16 protein-coding genes are annotated in these 16,193 nt (G+C 48.2%); 12 read left to right on the top strand and 4 right to left on the bottom strand.

The genetic code is table 11. The annotated features are described in order from the left end of the window. Positions 1–65 precede the first annotated feature (65 nt). A complete protein-coding gene (gene ggt, locus ACOJUO_RS06425) occupies positions 66–1,832 on the top strand; it encodes a gamma-glutamyltransferase (RefSeq protein WP_422139289.1) in 1,767 nt (588 codons plus the stop codon). 63 nt (positions 1,833–1,895) lie between these two features. Here the strand turns inward: ggt and ACOJUO_RS06420 are convergent, their stop codons facing one another. Then, positions 1,896–2,114 (bottom strand): hypothetical protein, encoded by a 219-nt coding sequence (locus tag ACOJUO_RS06420; protein WP_422139288.1) that lies wholly within the window; start codon positions 2,112–2,114, stop codon positions 1,896–1,898. A 301-nt stretch (positions 2,115–2,415) separates the two neighbouring features. Here ACOJUO_RS06420 and ACOJUO_RS06415 point away from each other — a divergent pair, with 301 nt between their 5' ends. From ACOJUO_RS06415 to ACOJUO_RS06405, 3 genes are all read left to right on the top strand, one after another. Further along, a complete protein-coding gene (locus ACOJUO_RS06415; RefSeq protein WP_422139287.1) occupies positions 2,416–4,440 on the top strand; it encodes an ATP-binding protein in 2,025 nt (674 codons plus the stop codon). Between the two features lie 35 nt (positions 4,441–4,475). After that, the gene (locus ACOJUO_RS06410) at positions 4,476–4,796 is read left to right on the top strand and encodes a FitA-like ribbon-helix-helix domain-containing protein (RefSeq protein ID WP_422135908.1); all 321 of its coding nucleotides are present in this window, start codon (positions 4,476–4,478) and stop codon (positions 4,794–4,796) included. A 93-nt stretch (positions 4,797–4,889) separates the two neighbouring features. Continuing rightward, a complete protein-coding gene (locus tag ACOJUO_RS06405; RefSeq protein ID WP_422139286.1) occupies positions 4,890–6,017 on the top strand; it encodes a hypothetical protein in 1,128 nt (375 codons plus the stop codon). 61 nt (positions 6,018–6,078) lie between these two features. Here the strand turns inward: ACOJUO_RS06405 and ACOJUO_RS06400 are convergent, their stop codons facing one another. Both ACOJUO_RS06400 and ACOJUO_RS06395 read right to left on the bottom strand, forming a co-directional pair. Next, a complete protein-coding gene (locus tag ACOJUO_RS06400) occupies positions 6,079–7,011 on the bottom strand; it encodes a hypothetical protein (RefSeq protein WP_422139285.1) in 933 nt (310 codons plus the stop codon). A 242-nt stretch (positions 7,012–7,253) separates the two neighbouring features. Next, complete coding sequence (locus ACOJUO_RS06395; protein ID WP_422139284.1) at positions 7,254–8,969, bottom strand: sugar phosphorylase; 1,716 nt, start codon at positions 8,967–8,969, stop codon at positions 7,254–7,256. Positions 8,970–9,162: 193 nt separating this feature from the next. On the opposite strand from ACOJUO_RS06395, the gene galU reads away from it, so the two are divergent. The 7 genes from galU (at position 9,163) to ACOJUO_RS06360 (ending at position 13,708) form a co-directional block, all read left to right on the top strand. Next, positions 9,163–9,993: a UTP--glucose-1-phosphate uridylyltransferase GalU gene (gene galU / locus ACOJUO_RS06390; RefSeq protein ID WP_422135904.1), complete on the top strand. Its 831-nt coding sequence runs from the start codon at positions 9,163–9,165 to the stop codon at positions 9,991–9,993. 25 nt (positions 9,994–10,018) lie between these two features. Continuing rightward, complete coding sequence (locus tag ACOJUO_RS06385; protein WP_422135903.1) at positions 10,019–10,891, top strand: HAD-IIB family hydrolase; 873 nt, start codon at positions 10,019–10,021, stop codon at positions 10,889–10,891. Between the two features lie 59 nt (positions 10,892–10,950). After that, on the top strand, positions 10,951–12,162 hold the full coding sequence (locus tag ACOJUO_RS06380) for a glycosyl transferase (RefSeq protein ID WP_422135902.1): 1,212 nt from the start codon (positions 10,951–10,953) through the stop codon (positions 12,160–12,162). A 112-nt stretch (positions 12,163–12,274) separates the two neighbouring features. Next, on the top strand, positions 12,275–12,718 hold the full coding sequence (locus tag ACOJUO_RS06375) for a hypothetical protein (protein ID WP_422139283.1): 444 nt from the start codon (positions 12,275–12,277) through the stop codon (positions 12,716–12,718). Between the two features lie 91 nt (positions 12,719–12,809). Continuing rightward, a complete protein-coding gene (locus ACOJUO_RS06370) occupies positions 12,810–13,025 on the top strand; it encodes a hypothetical protein (protein WP_422135900.1) in 216 nt (71 codons plus the stop codon). Then, a complete protein-coding gene (locus ACOJUO_RS06365) occupies positions 13,025–13,225 on the top strand; it encodes an efflux RND transporter permease subunit (protein WP_422137047.1) in 201 nt (66 codons plus the stop codon). The genes ACOJUO_RS06370 and ACOJUO_RS06365 overlap by 1 nt, the downstream gene beginning before the upstream one ends. Positions 13,226–13,258: 33 nt before the next feature. Continuing rightward, entirely contained in the window at positions 13,259–13,708 is a 450-nt protein-coding gene (locus tag ACOJUO_RS06360) for a DUF411 domain-containing protein (RefSeq protein WP_422139282.1), read from the top strand. 239 nt (positions 13,709–13,947) lie between these two features. On the opposite strand, the gene ACOJUO_RS06355 is transcribed toward ACOJUO_RS06360, so the two are convergent. Next, positions 13,948–14,766: a trypsin-like serine peptidase gene (locus ACOJUO_RS06355; protein ID WP_422139281.1), complete on the bottom strand. Its 819-nt coding sequence runs from the start codon at positions 14,764–14,766 to the stop codon at positions 13,948–13,950. A gap of 163 nt (positions 14,767–14,929) precedes the next feature. Between ACOJUO_RS06355 and ACOJUO_RS06350 the strand changes: the two genes are divergently transcribed. Continuing rightward, complete coding sequence (locus ACOJUO_RS06350) at positions 14,930–15,913, top strand: transposase (RefSeq protein ID WP_422139280.1); 984 nt, start codon at positions 14,930–14,932, stop codon at positions 15,911–15,913. The last annotated feature ends 280 nt before the right edge of the window (positions 15,914–16,193 follow it).

Genomic DNA, 16,193 nt, shown 5'->3' with positions numbered 1-16,193 from the left:
ACATTTGAGCCAAGACTGAAACCATGGTCCGACCTTATAAAAATTAATTGAAAGGAAGTCTTGCTATGTCTGGGGGAATGTTCAGACGGTATGTTATCACCGCCAGTCTTTTGGCTGCTTGCTTTAAGGTGCAGGCAGAGGCCGTGAGTCTGAGTGATGATCTGGCGCCTGAAGCAGCGACGGGATTTGAACAAAAGAGTCTGGTAAAAGCCAGCAAACATATGGTGGTAGCAGCCAACCCGCTGGCTGTGCAGGCAGGTGACGAAGTCCTTAGAAAACGTGGTTCGGCAGCGGATGCTGCGATTGCTGTTCAGTTGGTTCTGAATCTGGTTGAGCCCCAGTCGTCCGGAATTGGCGGAGGAGCCTTCACCCTTTACTTCGATGCCAAAAAGAACCGCCTGATCACTCTTGATGGCCGGGAAACAGCCCCTGTAGAGGCGACACCGACCTTGTTTCTGGACAGCGATGGCAAGCCGTTGCAATTCTATGATGCTGTGGTGGGGGGGCGCTCAGTCGGTACGCCAGGTACCGTCAAGCTGCTGGAAGAGATGCATCAGCGTTATGGTAAACGTCCATGGTCTGAGCTTTTCCAACCGGCCATTAAACTGGCTGAGGAAGGCTTTATCGTTTCTCCCAGGCTGGCCAGCCTGATTGCCAGGGATCAAAAAAGACTCAGCCGTTATTCGGGTACCCGTGAATACTTCTTCGATGAAAAAGGACAGCCGCTTCAGGCAGGCGCTGTTCTGAAAAATCCTGAGTTTGCCAGGACACTGAGACTGATTGCCAAAGAAGGCTCAAAAGCCTTCTATGAAGGGAAGTTGGCGGACAGGATTGTCAAAACCATCAGAGAGGCCGAGGGGAATCCCGGAGTGCTTTCAAAGAAGGATCTGAAAAACTATCAGGTAAAAGAGCGAACGCCGGTGTGTTCGGCCTATCGTCAATACTCTGTCTGTGGCATGGGACCTCCCAGCTCTGGCGCAACCACGGTGGGACAGATCCTGGGCATTTTGCAATCTTATGATCTGGCCAACCTGGGGGCGGATAATCCGGAATCCTGGCGCCTGTTTGCCGGTGCATCAAGGCTGGCTTTTGCCGACAGGGCCCGTTATCTCGCCGACAGTGACTATGTGCCCGTACCTGTTCAGGGGCTTCTGGACAGCCAATATCTGGCAGAGAGAGCCAGACAACTTCAGTCTGATCAGGCTCTAAAGACGGTTAAAGCAGGCAAACCCGTCTGGCAGCATGCTTCGCTTCAGGCCGATGATCAGTCCATTGAACTGCCTTCTACCAGCCATATTTCCATTGTCGATGCCGAGGGTAATGCGTTATCCATGACGGCGACTATTGAGAATGGTTTTGGCTCCCGTTTAATGGTGGGCGGTTTCCTGCTGAACAATGAGATGACGGACTTCTCTTTTTCCAGCCATGACAATGGTACGCCCATTGCCAATCGCGTTGAACCTGGTAAAAGACCAAGGTCTTCTATGACGCCCACCATGGTTATGGATAAAAAGGGACAGCCTTATATGGTGCTTGGTTCACCCGGCGGAAGTCGTATAATCAGCTATGTTGCCAAAACCCTGGTCGCACATATTGACTGGGGAATGGACATTCAGGAAGCCATTGCTCTGCCCCATAAGCTGAACCCTTTTGGCGTTTATGAGCTGGAGCAGGATACCGAAGCAGAGCGTCTGAAGTCGGCACTGGAAAAGCTCGGCTACTCCGTCAAGGTGCGGGAACTGAACAGTGGCCTGCACGGCATTGTGATCACGGACAAAGGCCTTGAAGGTGGCGCTGACCCCCGTCGTGAGGGAGTAGCGATGGGGATTTGAACGAAATTAAGGGGGTAATCCCGCTTCTTTAGGAGGGTGTCGCAAAACTTCAACAGCTCGTTCTCACGCTCTGAAGTCGTCATTCCCGCGAAGGCGGGAATCCAGCGCCAACGGTCGATCTCTGCCTTCTCGGGGATGACAAGGCCAGGGGGACACCGGGCAGTATGGTTCTGGTGGAGAGTCAGTGTGGATTCCCGCCTTCGCGGGAATGACGAGAATGAAGCCGGGAATGACGAGAATGAAGCCGGGAATGACGAGAATGAAGCCGGGAATGACTGGCAATGACGGGAGTCAACGCGTTCCCACGCCGGAGAGAGTTTTGCGACACCCTCTTAGAGGCGGGGAGTGTCAGAGACTCCAGCAAATTACATTCCTGATGAAACAGTGATACCCGTCTGACATTTTCTGATGTTTTGTAATAGTCATTCCAGTAACTCTGTCTATACTGCCTTCTCAAGCAACGGGTGCAGAACAGGTTTTATTTTGCTGTGCATCTTTTCTCTCTGAGCGAAAAATCACTTTGTTTGATGCTATCTTCAATCCGTGAAAAACAACAATGCGGGCTGCTTCCAAGGGAGTGCCAATGAGCCTTCATACAAACCTTGCCGGAAGGTTACGTAATACTAATCTGCCGAAAACTCATGGTCTGCTGCCGGTTTTTGAAGCTGTAGTCAACTCGATTCAGGCCCTTGAAGAAGCAGATGGGCTGGCCGAAGGTCAGATTACTCTTGAGATTATTCGTAACCCTCAACAACAAATGCACCCCGGAAAAGGGGCTGAAAAAGAAATCATCAAAGGCTTTACCATTACCGATAATGGAGTTGGATTTAACGCAGCCAACATGGGGTCCTTTGAAACCCTGGACTCAGATCACAAGATCGGAAAGGGTTGCCGGGGCATCGGGCGTTTGATGTGGTTGAAAGCCTTCGACACCGCCGAAGTAGAAAGCGTTTTCTGTCAAGAAGGAAAGCTTTATCAGCGAAACTTTTCTTTTTCATCCCGGCAGGGTGTTCAGACAGAGTCGCCGGTGGCGGTTCATGACCAGAAAGTACGGACGGTGCTAAAACTGGACGGGTTTGACAAAGAGTATTACGCGAGTTGCCGTAAAACCCCGTTGAGTATTGCCGAGGCTCTGCTGGAACATTGCCTGTGGTATTTCGTCAGAAGCCCGGCAACGCCAAACATTATTGTAAAGGATGGTACCGAAAGCATTTCTCTCAGCGACATTTACGATCGCTGCATGCACTCTGCTGCAACGGCAGAACAAGTCAGTCTGAAGGGCTATGTTTTTGAACTGAATCACATTAAGTTTCGGGCTGGAGTGAACAAAAACCACCCCATGTTCCTCTGTGCGGCTAACCGTGTTGTTAAAGAAGAGTCTATTGGCAAAAAGGTACCCGGGCTCTTTGGCACTCTATCCGATGATGCGGGTGAGTTTACCTACGCCTGCTATGTCACCTCAGACTATCTTGATGAGCATGTCCGTTCTGAAAGAACGGCATTTGATATCGCTGAAACGATTGAGGATCTTATCAGTGATCAGGAGATTTCCCTCAGCGAAATCCGGGAAGCGGTCGTAGAGAAAACCAGAGAATACCTTTCCGATTACCTCCACGACAACATGAAAGCAGGCAAGGAGCGGGTGAATACCTTTGTTGCTCAGAAAGCGCCACGGTACCGTTCAATTATGAGCCATATGGATGAGCGTGAACTTGTGGTTGACCCCAGAATATCGGACAAGGAGCTTGAGTCCCTTCTCCACAGGCACTACTACGAGGCCGAAAAAAGCCTGATGGAAGAAGGGCATGAAATTATGAATCCGGCGGTAGAAAGCAATCTGGAAGATTATCAAAACCGACTGAGTGACTACCTGAGAAAAGCACAGGACTTCAAACAGTCAGACCTGGCCAACTACGTCACTCACCGCCGGACAATCATCGATTTGCTGGAAAAGTATATTGAGCGGTTGGATGACGACAAGTACGCTCGTGAGGATTTAATCCATCAGTTGATTATGCCAATGCGTAAGGATTCCACGCAGACACCGTTTGATGCCTGTAATCTCTGGCTGATTGATGAACGACTCGCGTTTCATGACTATCTGGCCTCAGACAAGCCTTTGGGTTCCATGCCTGTTACCGGTGACATTTCTGGAAAAGAGCCAGACCTGTGTGCGTTAAATGTCTGTGATAATCCTATTCTGGTGTCCGATAAAAAAGCCTTGCCGCTGGCATCCGTTACTGTGGTCGAGATCAAACGGCCCATGCGAAACGATGCCCGAGAGGGAGAAAATAAAGATCCTATCGAGCAGGCTTTGAGCTATTTGGATCGTATTCGTGAAGGCCAGGCGAAAACGGCGAGTGGCAGGCTGATACCCAATTCACGGGATATACCAGGCTTTTGCTACGTCATCTGTGATTTAACGCCATCAGTTGTGCAGCGTTGCCGAATCTTCGACCTCACGCCAACCCATGACCACATGGGGTATTTTGGATACAGTAAAAGTTACGGTGCCTTTATCGAAGTTATTTCTTATAACCGGCTGGTACAGTCGGCGAAGGAAAGGAACAAAGCATTCTTCGACAAACTGGGCCTGCCATCCACTTAACCTTGACACAGAGTGTGCTCTGCAGGAGTGAAACTATGGCAATGATGACGCTTGGAAATATCCCGGATGAGCTCTACAGTGCTCTGAAGGCCAGGGCTAAGCAAAATAACCGGAGCCTGGTTGCCGAGGTTCGGAATATTCTCAAAGAGGTTCTTCAACCTGAGGATCGGCTGTTGATGGGTGATGCCCTGGTCAATGCCGGGCGAGACATCGGCCTGACGGACGAGGAAGTTGATGCGCTGGAGTCTGACCGGGATAAGACACCAGCGGAACCGCTGAAGTTACAACTCGTTCCCACGCTGGATAGAGTTTTGCGACACGCTCTCAAAGCACGGGGTTTTAAACTCATTCGATAAAACTACCAATCAAGCTCAGAAAACGCTTATTTTCTTGATCTATCACTTTCTCAATCTACCCTTACTCTCTACAAGTCAGAGCACACGGATAGAATGATGGGCAACTCAATCTTTGCGGCATTGTTTTTACTGTCAGTGCTGTTATCTGTCGTCTATCAGGCTGAGTCGTCGACAAGACATTTTGTTGTCGATTTTCAAAAGGATGATGCAGGTTCTCCGATCCAGAGCTTTTCTATAAAACGTGACTTCAATACTCTGTCGTATACCTCGTCAGACATGGTCGACACAAACGGCTATGCGGGGTTAGGTATTGAGCCCCTTGCATGGCTACCTGCAGGAGCGTTTGTTGCTCTTGGCTGGCTTTTGAAAAACTATTGGAACTCCGATCCATCACTGCTTATCCCAATGGATCAACTGGAAGCCAGTCAGGATGACCGGTTTGCAATCATCACCATGATGCTTCCCGGGAATAGCCAACAAAAAAATGACCAACAAAACCCGCCATCAACATCATCCGATCAGCAAGCCACAGGTGGGTCAACCAGCGCCCAGATTAAAGGCTATGCCAGCGGCTCCCAGCTTTCTGGTTCTGACGGCGATGACAGAAACCCTGAACCACAACAGCATACCTTCGATTACAATTGTCACTTTGGTTCCTGTCACGGTATTTGTAAACTCCGATCACCAACAGACATCTTGGCAAGGCCGAGAGCAGCCAGTAAATCTATCAGTAGAGGTCGTGATCCCGCCAGGGGATTTGTCTGTGATGTGCAGATGAAAACGAGTAGTGGTGAGCGGGCGCCCTGCGGGATTCGCTGCAGCGATAGGGAGAGGCTGTCAGAACACAAAATGCGATACCACACTGCGCCACTATTCTGTGATGTGATAGTGGTCGGGGGAGATGGTGAGCAGCGAGTATGCGGAGAAGTTCTTCATGTACTAGAGCAGGAGGATCACAACGACAGTAGATACCATGACGACGAATTGGATATTAGATGGTCGGATCCCAACAGAAGCCATCAGGTTCCCGGGTCAGTATTTTGTGACGTGATCCTATACGTGAATTTTAACGAGGGTCGCGTACATCGAATGACGCAGCAACTATGCGGGAGGATCTTCGAGAGTGAAGAAGGGCTGCTTCGTCACATAAGCAGACGCCACCAATGCCATCACAGATGGAGAGACATAAGGCCACCGGCAGACCTCCGGTGGCGTTTTTAACCCCATACCAGCGCCGCACTTTTGCGACAGCCTCAAGAGTGAGGGGCAGATTAATCGCTACCTATCCTCCTTGCTTTGTTCTGGTGCCATTACTGTTGTTCAGATTATCGGGCCTGCGCCTTTGATGTATTCTTTTATGCCATATCAGGCCCCGGACAGTCCTGAAGCTTAGCCCGCATGGCCACCGCCGGCCACCCTCCCCGAACACTGTCACTTTACAGGTGTGTTGCACGAGAGGGCTCTGTCGATCGAAGTCTTCATTGGGCCTTGAGCTTTGTTTCGGTCTTGCACCTGATTGTCGGAATTTACAAACGCCATTACAGTCATCTGCGAAACAATTTAAACCCAAAGTATGTTGGTGTTGTTCAGGGACTTCGTCACTGCCGTCAGAGTCGGAATGCTGGTGGCTGGTGATAGTGCCTCTGAACCCTGAGGTTGTTCCTGAGGCTTGCCGGGTGGATGATTCCGATAGTTGGGCTTGTTGTTGGTTATCTCCGGAGCTGAGCGCCATAGTGTTGATCACAAAGGGATAATCCTGGCTCGACTCTTGTTGTCCAATCGGGTTGAACATCGGTGAATCGGAGTTCCAATAGTTGCTTAAAAACAAACCGACAGTGATAAACGATTCTAAAGGTGGCCGTGAATAAGTTTTGGAGCTTTGTGTGTCACGGCTGGTCAGGATCAGTTCGTAAGCAACCAGCCACTGGGAGGCGTAAAGCAAATGCCACGAAACCGACTCAATAATGATCGTTATTAGCCCGAAAATACCGGGTCCGAAGGGTGTGTCATTTGCCGGGGAATCCTGGTCTGAATGACCGTTGTTGCTGGCAATGATTGAAGGAGTGTTCGGCAAAGTATGCGGGTCATGCTGTTTGATAGAAAAGCTTTTGTCTGGAGAACCTGCATCCTGTTCAAGCTCGACAACAAAGTGTCTTATTGACGCCTGGCAGGCGATAGACAGCAACAGCAGTGCTGCAAAGAGTGGGCGTTTCACTTTATTGTTACATCCTGGTTTACCGTTGAGAGAGTGTAGACCATGGAAATAAGCGTGCTTTCTGGCAAAGAGATTCTGTTAAAAACGCATAGAAGTACTTATCGTTTTTTGTGTCCCAAGAGTGTGATCACGAGCCATTCGAAGGTTAGATAGATGACTTCGGTGATTTATTTAAACGACTATTGTCTTTTGTTAGCCCCGGAGCGCCTGGCAAAAAATATCACCCTCGATTGGGCGAGGGTTTACGGCGTTTTTGCTAACCACAATACCTGATAGGGCTTGAGTTGCAGGTCCTGTATGGTCCCACTGCCCAGTAAATCGGACCAGCCGACATAGTCTGGCTGGTTCAACGTTTGATGGGCCGATGTCAGGTTGTGTATAGCCACCAGTTTCCGGCGGCCACAGGGAGATGTTCGCAAGAATGCAAAAATCCCCGGCGCCATATCCAGAATGGTTTGGGAGGCATTGGGATGAAAGCAGGGCTCCTGTTTGCGAACTTTGATGTGATTCAACAACGAATGGAAAACCAGTGACCGAATCGAAACCGGGTTTTCCAGCTCAGGCAATAATTCTTCCAGTAACCACTTGCGGCGATTGATCGAGCGGGTTCTGCCACTACTCTCGACGCCTGCCAAATCATTGTGTGTGGCAAACAGGCTGTGTATGTAAAAAGCAGGTATTCCGCGCATCCCCAGCATGATGAGCTGGGAGCAGAGAAATCGCTGCACTTGCCATTGGTCCTCACCCCTTCTCGTCCCTTTCATGGCATCAAACAGGGCAATATTGATCTCATAAGGTGATTCAGTGTTGTCCGAAAGGGTGCGCATGCTGACGAACCCCCCAAAACGGTGCATGCTGTCGATCAGCTCTGAAACTTCATTTTCCGGGATCACCCCCGTCAGCGGACGCAGGCCTATGCCATCATGAGAGGCAGTAAAGTTCAGAACGGTACAACTCTCGGGGTAATCGGGCAGGTTACGGGCCCATTGCACAAGGTATTTTTCTGTGCCCCGATTGAGTGCATGCAATATCAGGGGCGGCAGGGCAAATTGATAAACCATGTGTGCCTCATCCTGTTCCCCGAAATAACTGATGTTCTCCTCGTGGGGGACATTGGTTTCGGTCAGCAGCGTACTGCCAGGACAGGCTCTCTCCATAATCAGTCGGAACAGTTTCACGATGGCATGGGTCTCGGGCAGGTTTATGCAGTGAGTGCCCGGTTTCTTCCAGAGAAAAGCGACGGCATCCAACCTGACTACCATGGTGCCGCGGGCCAGATAAAAGAGCAGGACATCTACCATCTGTATCAGCACATCGGGGTTTTTAAAGTTCAGATCCATCTGATCTTCACTGAAGGTGGCCCAGACGTGTTTCAGCCCTCGCCTTGTATGAATAGGCACCAGCAGGGGGGAGTTTCTTGGGCGGGTCACTTCACTGAGATCAGTCTCCGGGTCTTCTTCAATAAAGTAATCCCGGCCGGGCTGATGACCACTGACAAAGTCGGCAAACCAGAGACTTTCCCGGGAGACATGGTTAATCACCAGATCCGACATAAGCTGATAGTCACTGGCGATGGCTTCGATATCCTGCCAGCTTCCCAGCTGCTCATTGACCGACAGGTAATCAATCACAGAAAAGCCATCATCCGAGCTGTAGGGAAGGTAGGGAAGAATGTGAAGGGTATTAATAACCTCGTTCAGATAGCCATCAAGAAATCCCTTCAAGACCTGAAGAGGTGGCTGTTCACTGTTGTCATAGAGGGTGTCGCCATAGGTAATCAGAAAGATATCTTTTTCTGACCAGCCAGTGACTGTTTTGGGAGGGTTTTCATGAAGGTGATACTGAACTCTACGGACAATTCTGGCGGCTATCTCGCCCGCTTCCTGTCCATAAGGGAAGGTCAGAAGCTGAGTCATGGCCTGATGAAACTCATGGAAGGCTTTAGGATAACTTTGCACGATACATCTTCCCCTTTGGCAATGTTTTTTAGTACTTTTTCTTCTTTGCAGCAGGAGTCATGCCACTCCCGTATTTATAAAACCTTCAATCATTGTAAATGATGTTGACCCCGGCGGGTGGTTTTCTGAATTGGCACGACTTCTGCTTATAGCCTGATGAGATGCAAAACTTCTCAATAAGACGAGCAATAATATGATTAAAAAATGTCTGTTTCCTGTTGCGGGGTATGGAACCCGCTTTTTACCCGCCACCAAGTCCATGCCCAAGGAGATGCTGCCTATTGTTGATAAACCCCTAATTCAATATGGCGTAGAAGAAGCCATGCTGGCAGGTCTGACTGACCTGGGGTTTGTCAATGGCAGAAACAAACGGGCGATTCCGGATCATTTTGATATTAACTATGAACTGGAAGCGGAAATCGCTGGCAGTGGCAAAGAAGAAAAACTGTCGACCATTCGAGAAGTGATGGCGGCCTGTACTTTTTCCTATACTCGACAGAACCAGATGCAGGGGCTGGGGCATGCCATTCTCTGCGGACGAACTCTTATGGGCGATCAGCCTTTTGGTGTGGTGCTGGCCGATGATCTCTGTATTAACGACAGTGGTCCGTTGGTTATGTCGCAGTTGGTCAATCTTTACAAGCAGTTTCGCTGCACCATTCTGGCTGTTCAGGAAGTGCCCGAATCCGAAGTCGATAAATACGGTGTGATTGCCGGTGAAGCCCTGAGCGATAACCTGATCCGTGTGACCGATATGGTGGAAAAACCAGCCCCTTCGCAAGCACCCAGTAATCTGGCAGTGATTGGACGTTATGTCCTGACACCGGATATTTTCGACATTATTGAGAACACTGAACCCGGAATAAACGGAGAAGTGCAGCTGACTGACGCCATTCTGACTCAGGCCAGACAGGGCTGTGTTATTGCCTGCAAGTTTGAAGGTGAGCGCTTTGACTGTGGCAGTGTCAGTGGTTTTGTCGAGGCCACCAATACCATCTACCAAAAACGTCTGGACAGAGTTTGAGTCGATGTTCAACAGCAAAAAGGCGATGACGAAGCTGGTCATATTTTCCGACCTCGATGGTACCTTGCTGGATCATGATAGCTACAGCTGGGCGGGGGCAAAACCCGCTTTGGACCGGTTGAGAGAGCAAAATATTCCGGTTGTTTTCAATACCAGCAAAACCCTCAGTGAGGTACTGCCTCTGCAACTGGAGATGGCTCTGGATCATCCATTTATTACCGAAAACGGAATGATTACCACCATCCCGGCTCACTACTTTCAGTCGTCTGATACTGACAAGAATACCCATTACTTCCATGGTCAACCCTACAAGGCGATACGCAGGGTACTGAAACAGTTTCGCGAGCAGTACGGCTTCCGGTTCAGGGGCTTTGGCGATTGCTCTCATAGTGAAATAGCCGATCTCTCCGGGCTAAGCCTGGAGGAGGCTAAACTGGCAGCAGACCGAAAAGCCAGTGAACCTTTGGTCTGGGAAGACAGTGATAAGGCATTGGAGCAGTTTGAAAGGCAGCTTGCTGAAGAAGGATTACAACTGACCCGGGGTGGGCGTTTCTATCACGTATCCGGCAAGGGGGATAAGGGTTCGGCGGCGAAGAAACTGTTCAAACACTACCTGAAAAACTTTCCGGAGTGGACGTGGATATCCATGGGTCTGGGCGACAGCTTCAACGATCTGCCCATGCTGGAAGTAGTCGATATTCCTGTTCTTGTAAGTTCTGAAAAAAGTAAACAGCCCATTACAGAACATCTGTCTAATATTAAGTACACAAAATCAGTCGGGCCTGAAGGTTGGAATGAAGCGGTATTGGAGGTTCTTGATTCTCTTCAGGAAGGTCATGAGCCAGTCTGTCCTCCAAAAGACGGCTCTATAAAAGACTGCTCTTTACAAGACGGGTGAGCTGGACTGCAGAGTGTGATCAGAGCATAAAGCGCTAACGAAAAGAAGGGAAAGCATTTATGGGCGATTTTTACCAGAATGGCACTATCACCAATTTCCATAATTTGAGAGTACGTTCGGTTGAAGATATGGAGCAGGAGCTGCAGGCCTTTTCCCGCCAGCGCCCTATGTCTCTGGTCTTGCCTTCGCTGTTCTCCGAGCTGCAGGGACCAGCCTTGAATAATATTGTTCAGGAGCTTAGCCAGGTGGGTTATCTTTCCGAGATTGTTATAGGCCTGGATAGAGCCAACGAAAAAGAATTTTCCTATTCAAGAGACTTTTTTGCCCAGCTGAATCAGCATCACCGGATTCTATGGCAGGATGGCCCCGGACTTCGTGAAATTGACCGTCTGCTTGAAAGTAAGGGGTTGGCGCCTAAAGAGGCTGGTAAAGGAAGAAACGTCTGGTACTGCTACGGTTATGTGCTGGCTTCAGCCAAGTCAGAAGCAGTGGCTCTGCACGACTGTGATATCGTGACCTACCAGAGAGATCTGCTGGCCAGGCTACTCTATCCGGTAGCTAATCCTGCGTTTAGCTATGATTTTTGCAAGGGCTATTATGCAAGAGTCGCTGATAACAAACTTAATGGCAGGGTCAGCCGTCTTCTGGTGACGCCTCTGTTGCGAGCCCTGAAAAAAATTCTTGGCCCTATGGACTATCTGGAATACCTCGACAGTTTTCGTTATCCCCTGGCCGGTGAGTTTTCCATGCGAACCAGTGTTTTCAATGACATCCGGATTCCCAGCGACTGGGGTCTGGAAATAGGGGTACTGTCAGAAGTTAAGAGAAACTATTCCAATAAACGGCTGTGTCAGGTTGATATTGCCGATGTTTATGATCACAAACATCAGCCTCTATCGGAAGAAGATCGCAATGCCGGTCTGTCGAAAATGAGCCACGATATTATCAAGGCCGTGTTCAGGAAGCTGGCGACCAACGGGGTTCAGTTCAATACTGAAACCTTCCGCACGATCAAAGCGACTTATTACCGGGTGGCACTGGATTTCATCGAGTCTTATTACGATGATGCGATGATGAATGGCCTGCATGTCGATCGTGATACGGAAGAGCGAGCCGTTGAACTCTTTGCCAGAAACATTATGGCAGCAGGGCAACACTTTTTGGAAAACCCCATGGAAAGGCCTTTTATTCCCAGCTGGAACCGGGTGATGTCCGCTGTCCCTGATATTTTGGAGCGTCTCTATGATGCAGTAGAAGAAGACAATGCCTGATTAAAGCGCACAGAATAGTCTTGAATCATCACTCATTCAGCTTTTCAAGGGTTGACCTTCCACTTACTGGATGGTTTAAGTTGGAAAGCTGAACCATAATCTCCTGAATTCTATGTCCATCCTTCACCTGAACCTGAAACACAGGCAGAACATTGGCACAGCAATGATTGCCCTGCTGATGTTTTTGCTGTTGCAGGTTTGCCTGATGGAGTCGTCACAGGCTATGGTTGCTGACCAGTCAGACATGCCCACGACGATGTCATCCAATGCTTCCGGCATGGCTGACGGTTTGTCCGCAGATCATGACTGTTGTGCTCCTTCCCTGGCAGAGCAACTGCAGAAAGCGAATCAGGCCTGTCCAGACTGCGATTCTGAGGATCGCTATATCCCGTTTTCTCACCCGGACAGTAAGCCGACTTTTACCCTGCTTTATATTGTTGCAGAGTTGATTTTGCTGGACGCTGAAACGTCGCAGGACTGGATTTCTGCACCCCCATCTTCAGTACAGCGCTCCCAGCCTGATATCTATCTGGCCAATGTCTCCTTTCTGGAATAGCATTTCATAAATATCGTCGTTTAAAAAACAGAGTGAAACGTTGATTTTTCAGTGTACCCTGCATGGGATTGGCACGGCTGTGGAGACAAACATGCAACTGAAACGGATTATGGTATCCGCTGCATGGCTGATATTGGTATCGGCAGGAGTCAGTGCAGGCCGCCTGACTCTATCTCAAGCCGAGCAAAAAGCTCTGGCTGCTGATCCAATGATTCAAGCCTATGAAAAACAGTCCAGGCAAGGCAAAAAAAGTCAGCAGGATCTGATCAGTGCCGAGCTTACATCCCCTGCCGCAGGCCCATTGTGATGACCGTTTGCACCATTCTCTTCGGTCTTATACCGGTCATGCTCAATAATGGCACTGGCTCCGAAGTCGTGCAGCGCATAGCTAGCCTGATGATCGGTGGCATTGTCAGCTCACTGGTGGTGACTCTCGTGCTGGTGCCTGCCGTCTATTTTCTATGGCACAGCCGGGAAAAGGTTCTGACCGCTCAGATCAATCAATGAATTATGAAACACTTGAAAAAGGAGAGTGAAACCATGAAAAAGCTGAAAGCCCTGTTCCTGGGAACTGCTGTTCTAATGTCGTTTATGCTGGCCAAGGCCGAGGAGTCATTACCGACAGTCATGCTCTACAAAACCCCTGCCTGTGGTTGTTGCAAACAGTGGGCGAAACACATGGAAGAGAATGGCTTTAAGGTCATGTCCCATGATGTGCCGAGCACAGCCACGTATCGAGCCAGGGCCGGTATTCCGAAAGGAATGGAGTCTTGCCATACAGCCTTTATCGGTGATTATGCCATTGAAGGTCATGTCCCGGCTGCAGACATCAAGCGTTTGCTAAGTGAAAAGCCTGCTGGTGTGAATGGTCTGACTGTTCCGGGTATGCCTCTGGGATCGCCAGGTATGGAGTACGGTGATCGCAAAGATCCTTATCAGGTGATCGGTTTCACCAAGGATGGCAACACGAGTGTATTTGCCAATCATTAATCATGTCGCGATCCAAAGAAGCTCTTTTATGAGCTTCTTTGGGTGGCAGGGTTGAAATGAGTTATCCCCAATTCACGTAACGGGTGTCTAAAACTTGATAGTTGACTGCTCGATTGTGAGTTTCACAAAAACGCACTCAGAAGGTGAAAATCAGAATCAGAGAATTATACACGAAAAGCCATGGATTGGGGGCTTCTCAGGCTGATTTATGTGATGTGAACTCGGGGATTCAGGTATGATTAAGGCAAATTCATTGCCAAGGTTAATGGTGTTATTAAAATACATAACATAGTTGAAGCAGAAGCAGAAGCAGAAATGGAATTCCATCTTTGTGCATTTAGAGAAATTCCTTTTATTGGGTAATATATATCATGGCTTTTTTCTAATCGCACATACTTCTCTATAAAATTACGATTAAAAGTTAATGACAGCTTAAACTGGATTGCCAAATTGTCTTGATAGAATTTTCCAACATGTATTCCTAAGATAAATGAATTGTTTTGTCTGTAAAATAAGGGAGAACCTGAATCCCCAGGCTGGGAATCTCCGGGATATGAAACGAAATGTACTTCATCATTGCAGGAGCCTACCCAACTTACAGATGCAAGCTGCAATAACTGCTGATTGCCATAACCCGCAACCATAAGGTCAGTAATATTATAAAGGTCAGGACATTTGGTATAGTCGATGTCAGCAGGAGGAATTGACACAGGCCGGTTTAACTCAAGTATTGCTATATCGTATTTAGGCCGATCAGAGGTAGAAAAAAAATTATTATTTATTATATACTTTATAACTTTTCTTTTAATCTTGTTTTTAGCATTAAGAAAAGTTATGTCTAATTTTTTACCAATGCAGTGAGCTGAAGTCAGCAAATGCTTATCAGATATGAGCACAGTAGTACAACCATTATTAATACCAGCTATCCATGGAAGCGTACCTGAATTTATTTTTATAACCGGCTCAGTGTATCGAGGAATTCTACTGTTTGATTCACACAATATTTCTTCTGAAGTAAATATTAATATAAATGAAAAGAGCACAATAATTTTTTTCATTAAATGTTGCCTGTCTGTGCTAGCCAAGTGTATCAAAGTAGCATATTTCAAACTTGTTGCCGTATAACCACTAAAAGAAAAAAGACACCCATAAATTTGCTTTACCGTCCACCTAGTCTACTTTTTCACCCATCACTGATTTTTTACCCAGACAGGTGAGTCCATGGCACAGGCCCGTAATACTCTAATTGATCCCAGCTCAACGCCTTATTACCACTGCACGGCAAGATGTGTTCGTCAGGCTTACCTTTGTGGAGAGAACCACCTGACTGGCAAGAACTATGAGCATCGCCGCCAATGGGTGGTGGATAAACTCCGGGAACTGGTTTCAGTCTTTGCTATCGAAGTCTGCGCTTACGCTGTCATGTCAAATCATTATCACGTGGTTTTGCACATCAATCAGTCATCTGCCAGAGGCTGGTCACGGGACGAAGTGCTTCACCGTTGGACGACCTTGTTTACAGGCCCACTTCTGGTGCAAAGGCATTTGGCTGCTGACAAACTGGGCAGCGCTGAATTGGCCCGTATTGATGAATATGCTGAGGAATACCGGCGTCGTTTAACGGATATCAGCTGGTTTATGCGTTGTCTGAATGAATACCTTGCTCGTGAGGCCAATAAAGAAGACGAGTGTAAAGGACGCTTTTGGGAAGGTCGCTTTAAAAGCCAGGCACTGCTGGACGAAGCAGCGTTACTGACCTGCATGACCTACGTTGACTTGAATCCGATTCGGGCTGGAAAGGTAGAAACACCGGAAGAATCAGACTACACGTCGATTCAGGAACGCGTAGAGCAGGTTACAGATTCTGAGACTAAAAATCAGCCGCTGACCCTGAAACCTTTTTGTTTGCAGGGCCAGAATACGGACGTTGCCCTTCCCTACCTTCTTCATGACTATCTGGAACTGGTTGACTGGAGCGGTCGCATTGTCAGAACAGACAAGAAAGGTTCCATCCCGTCATGCACCCCTCCTATTCTTGAAAGATTGGAAATTGATCCGGATGAGTGGCTGAAAACCATGCAATGGAATAATCGTTTTTATCGGGCAGTTGGCCGTCTGAAGGCGATGAAGGCTTATGCACTTGAAGCCGGACAGAAGTGGCTTCGAGGTTTAAACGCCTGCAGTCGTTTGTATCTGACAAGTTAGCTTAGAAGTCAGTTAAGAAATTAAACACTTTCTCTTTATCCTCCTCGACTTTAAGTCGGAATAAGTTTGTGTCGTCTGAATCATGGACTGAGCAGCCTCTGTTCGTCGAACGCTCATGTGTGGCTCGCTGATAGGCTATTCGAAGATAGGTTTTCAGATCCTTTTTTGGGAATGCAGTTTTTAAATGTCTTATTTATTTAATGGGTGTCCTATTTTTTTTCTATTTTTTTTATGGGTGTCTTATTTTTTTTTTTTTTTAATGGGTGTCTTATTTTTTTTT

Source organism: Endozoicomonas sp. ALC020 (genome assembly GCF_049275935.1).
Taxonomy (GTDB): Bacteria; Pseudomonadota; Gammaproteobacteria; order Pseudomonadales; family Endozoicomonadaceae; genus Endozoicomonas_A.
The sequence above is the reverse complement of the archived record's forward strand: the minus strand, read 5'-3'. Positions and strand labels throughout refer to the sequence as shown.

Bases quoted from the DNA above. Each gene is read 5' to 3' on its own strand.
- ggt (WP_422139289.1), top strand. From the start codon at position 66: ATGTCTGGGGGAATGTTCAGACGGTATGTTATCACCGCCAGTCTTTTG.
- ACOJUO_RS06415 (WP_422139287.1), top strand. From the start codon at position 2,416: ATGAGCCTTCATACAAACCTTGCCGGAAGGTTACGTAATACTAATCTG.
- ACOJUO_RS06410 (WP_422135908.1), top strand. From the start codon at position 4,476: ATGGCAATGATGACGCTTGGAAATATCCCGGATGAGCTCTACAGTGCT.
- ACOJUO_RS06405 (WP_422139286.1), top strand. From the start codon at position 4,890: ATGATGGGCAACTCAATCTTTGCGGCATTGTTTTTACTGTCAGTGCTG.
- galU (WP_422135904.1), top strand. From the start codon at position 9,163: ATGATTAAAAAATGTCTGTTTCCTGTTGCGGGGTATGGAACCCGCTTT.
- ACOJUO_RS06385 (WP_422135903.1), top strand. From the start codon at position 10,019: ATGACGAAGCTGGTCATATTTTCCGACCTCGATGGTACCTTGCTGGAT.
- ACOJUO_RS06380 (WP_422135902.1), top strand. From the start codon at position 10,951: ATGGGCGATTTTTACCAGAATGGCACTATCACCAATTTCCATAATTTG.
- ACOJUO_RS06375 (WP_422139283.1), top strand. From the start codon at position 12,275: ATGTCCATCCTTCACCTGAACCTGAAACACAGGCAGAACATTGGCACA.
- ACOJUO_RS06370 (WP_422135900.1), top strand. From the start codon at position 12,810: ATGCAACTGAAACGGATTATGGTATCCGCTGCATGGCTGATATTGGTA.
- ACOJUO_RS06365 (WP_422137047.1), top strand. From the start codon at position 13,025: ATGACCGTTTGCACCATTCTCTTCGGTCTTATACCGGTCATGCTCAAT.
- ACOJUO_RS06360 (WP_422139282.1), top strand. From the start codon at position 13,259: ATGAAAAAGCTGAAAGCCCTGTTCCTGGGAACTGCTGTTCTAATGTCG.
- ACOJUO_RS06355 (WP_422139281.1), bottom strand. From the start codon at position 14,766: ATGAAAAAAATTATTGTGCTCTTTTCATTTATATTAATATTTACTTCA.
- ACOJUO_RS06350 (WP_422139280.1), top strand. From the start codon at position 14,930: ATGGCACAGGCCCGTAATACTCTAATTGATCCCAGCTCAACGCCTTAT.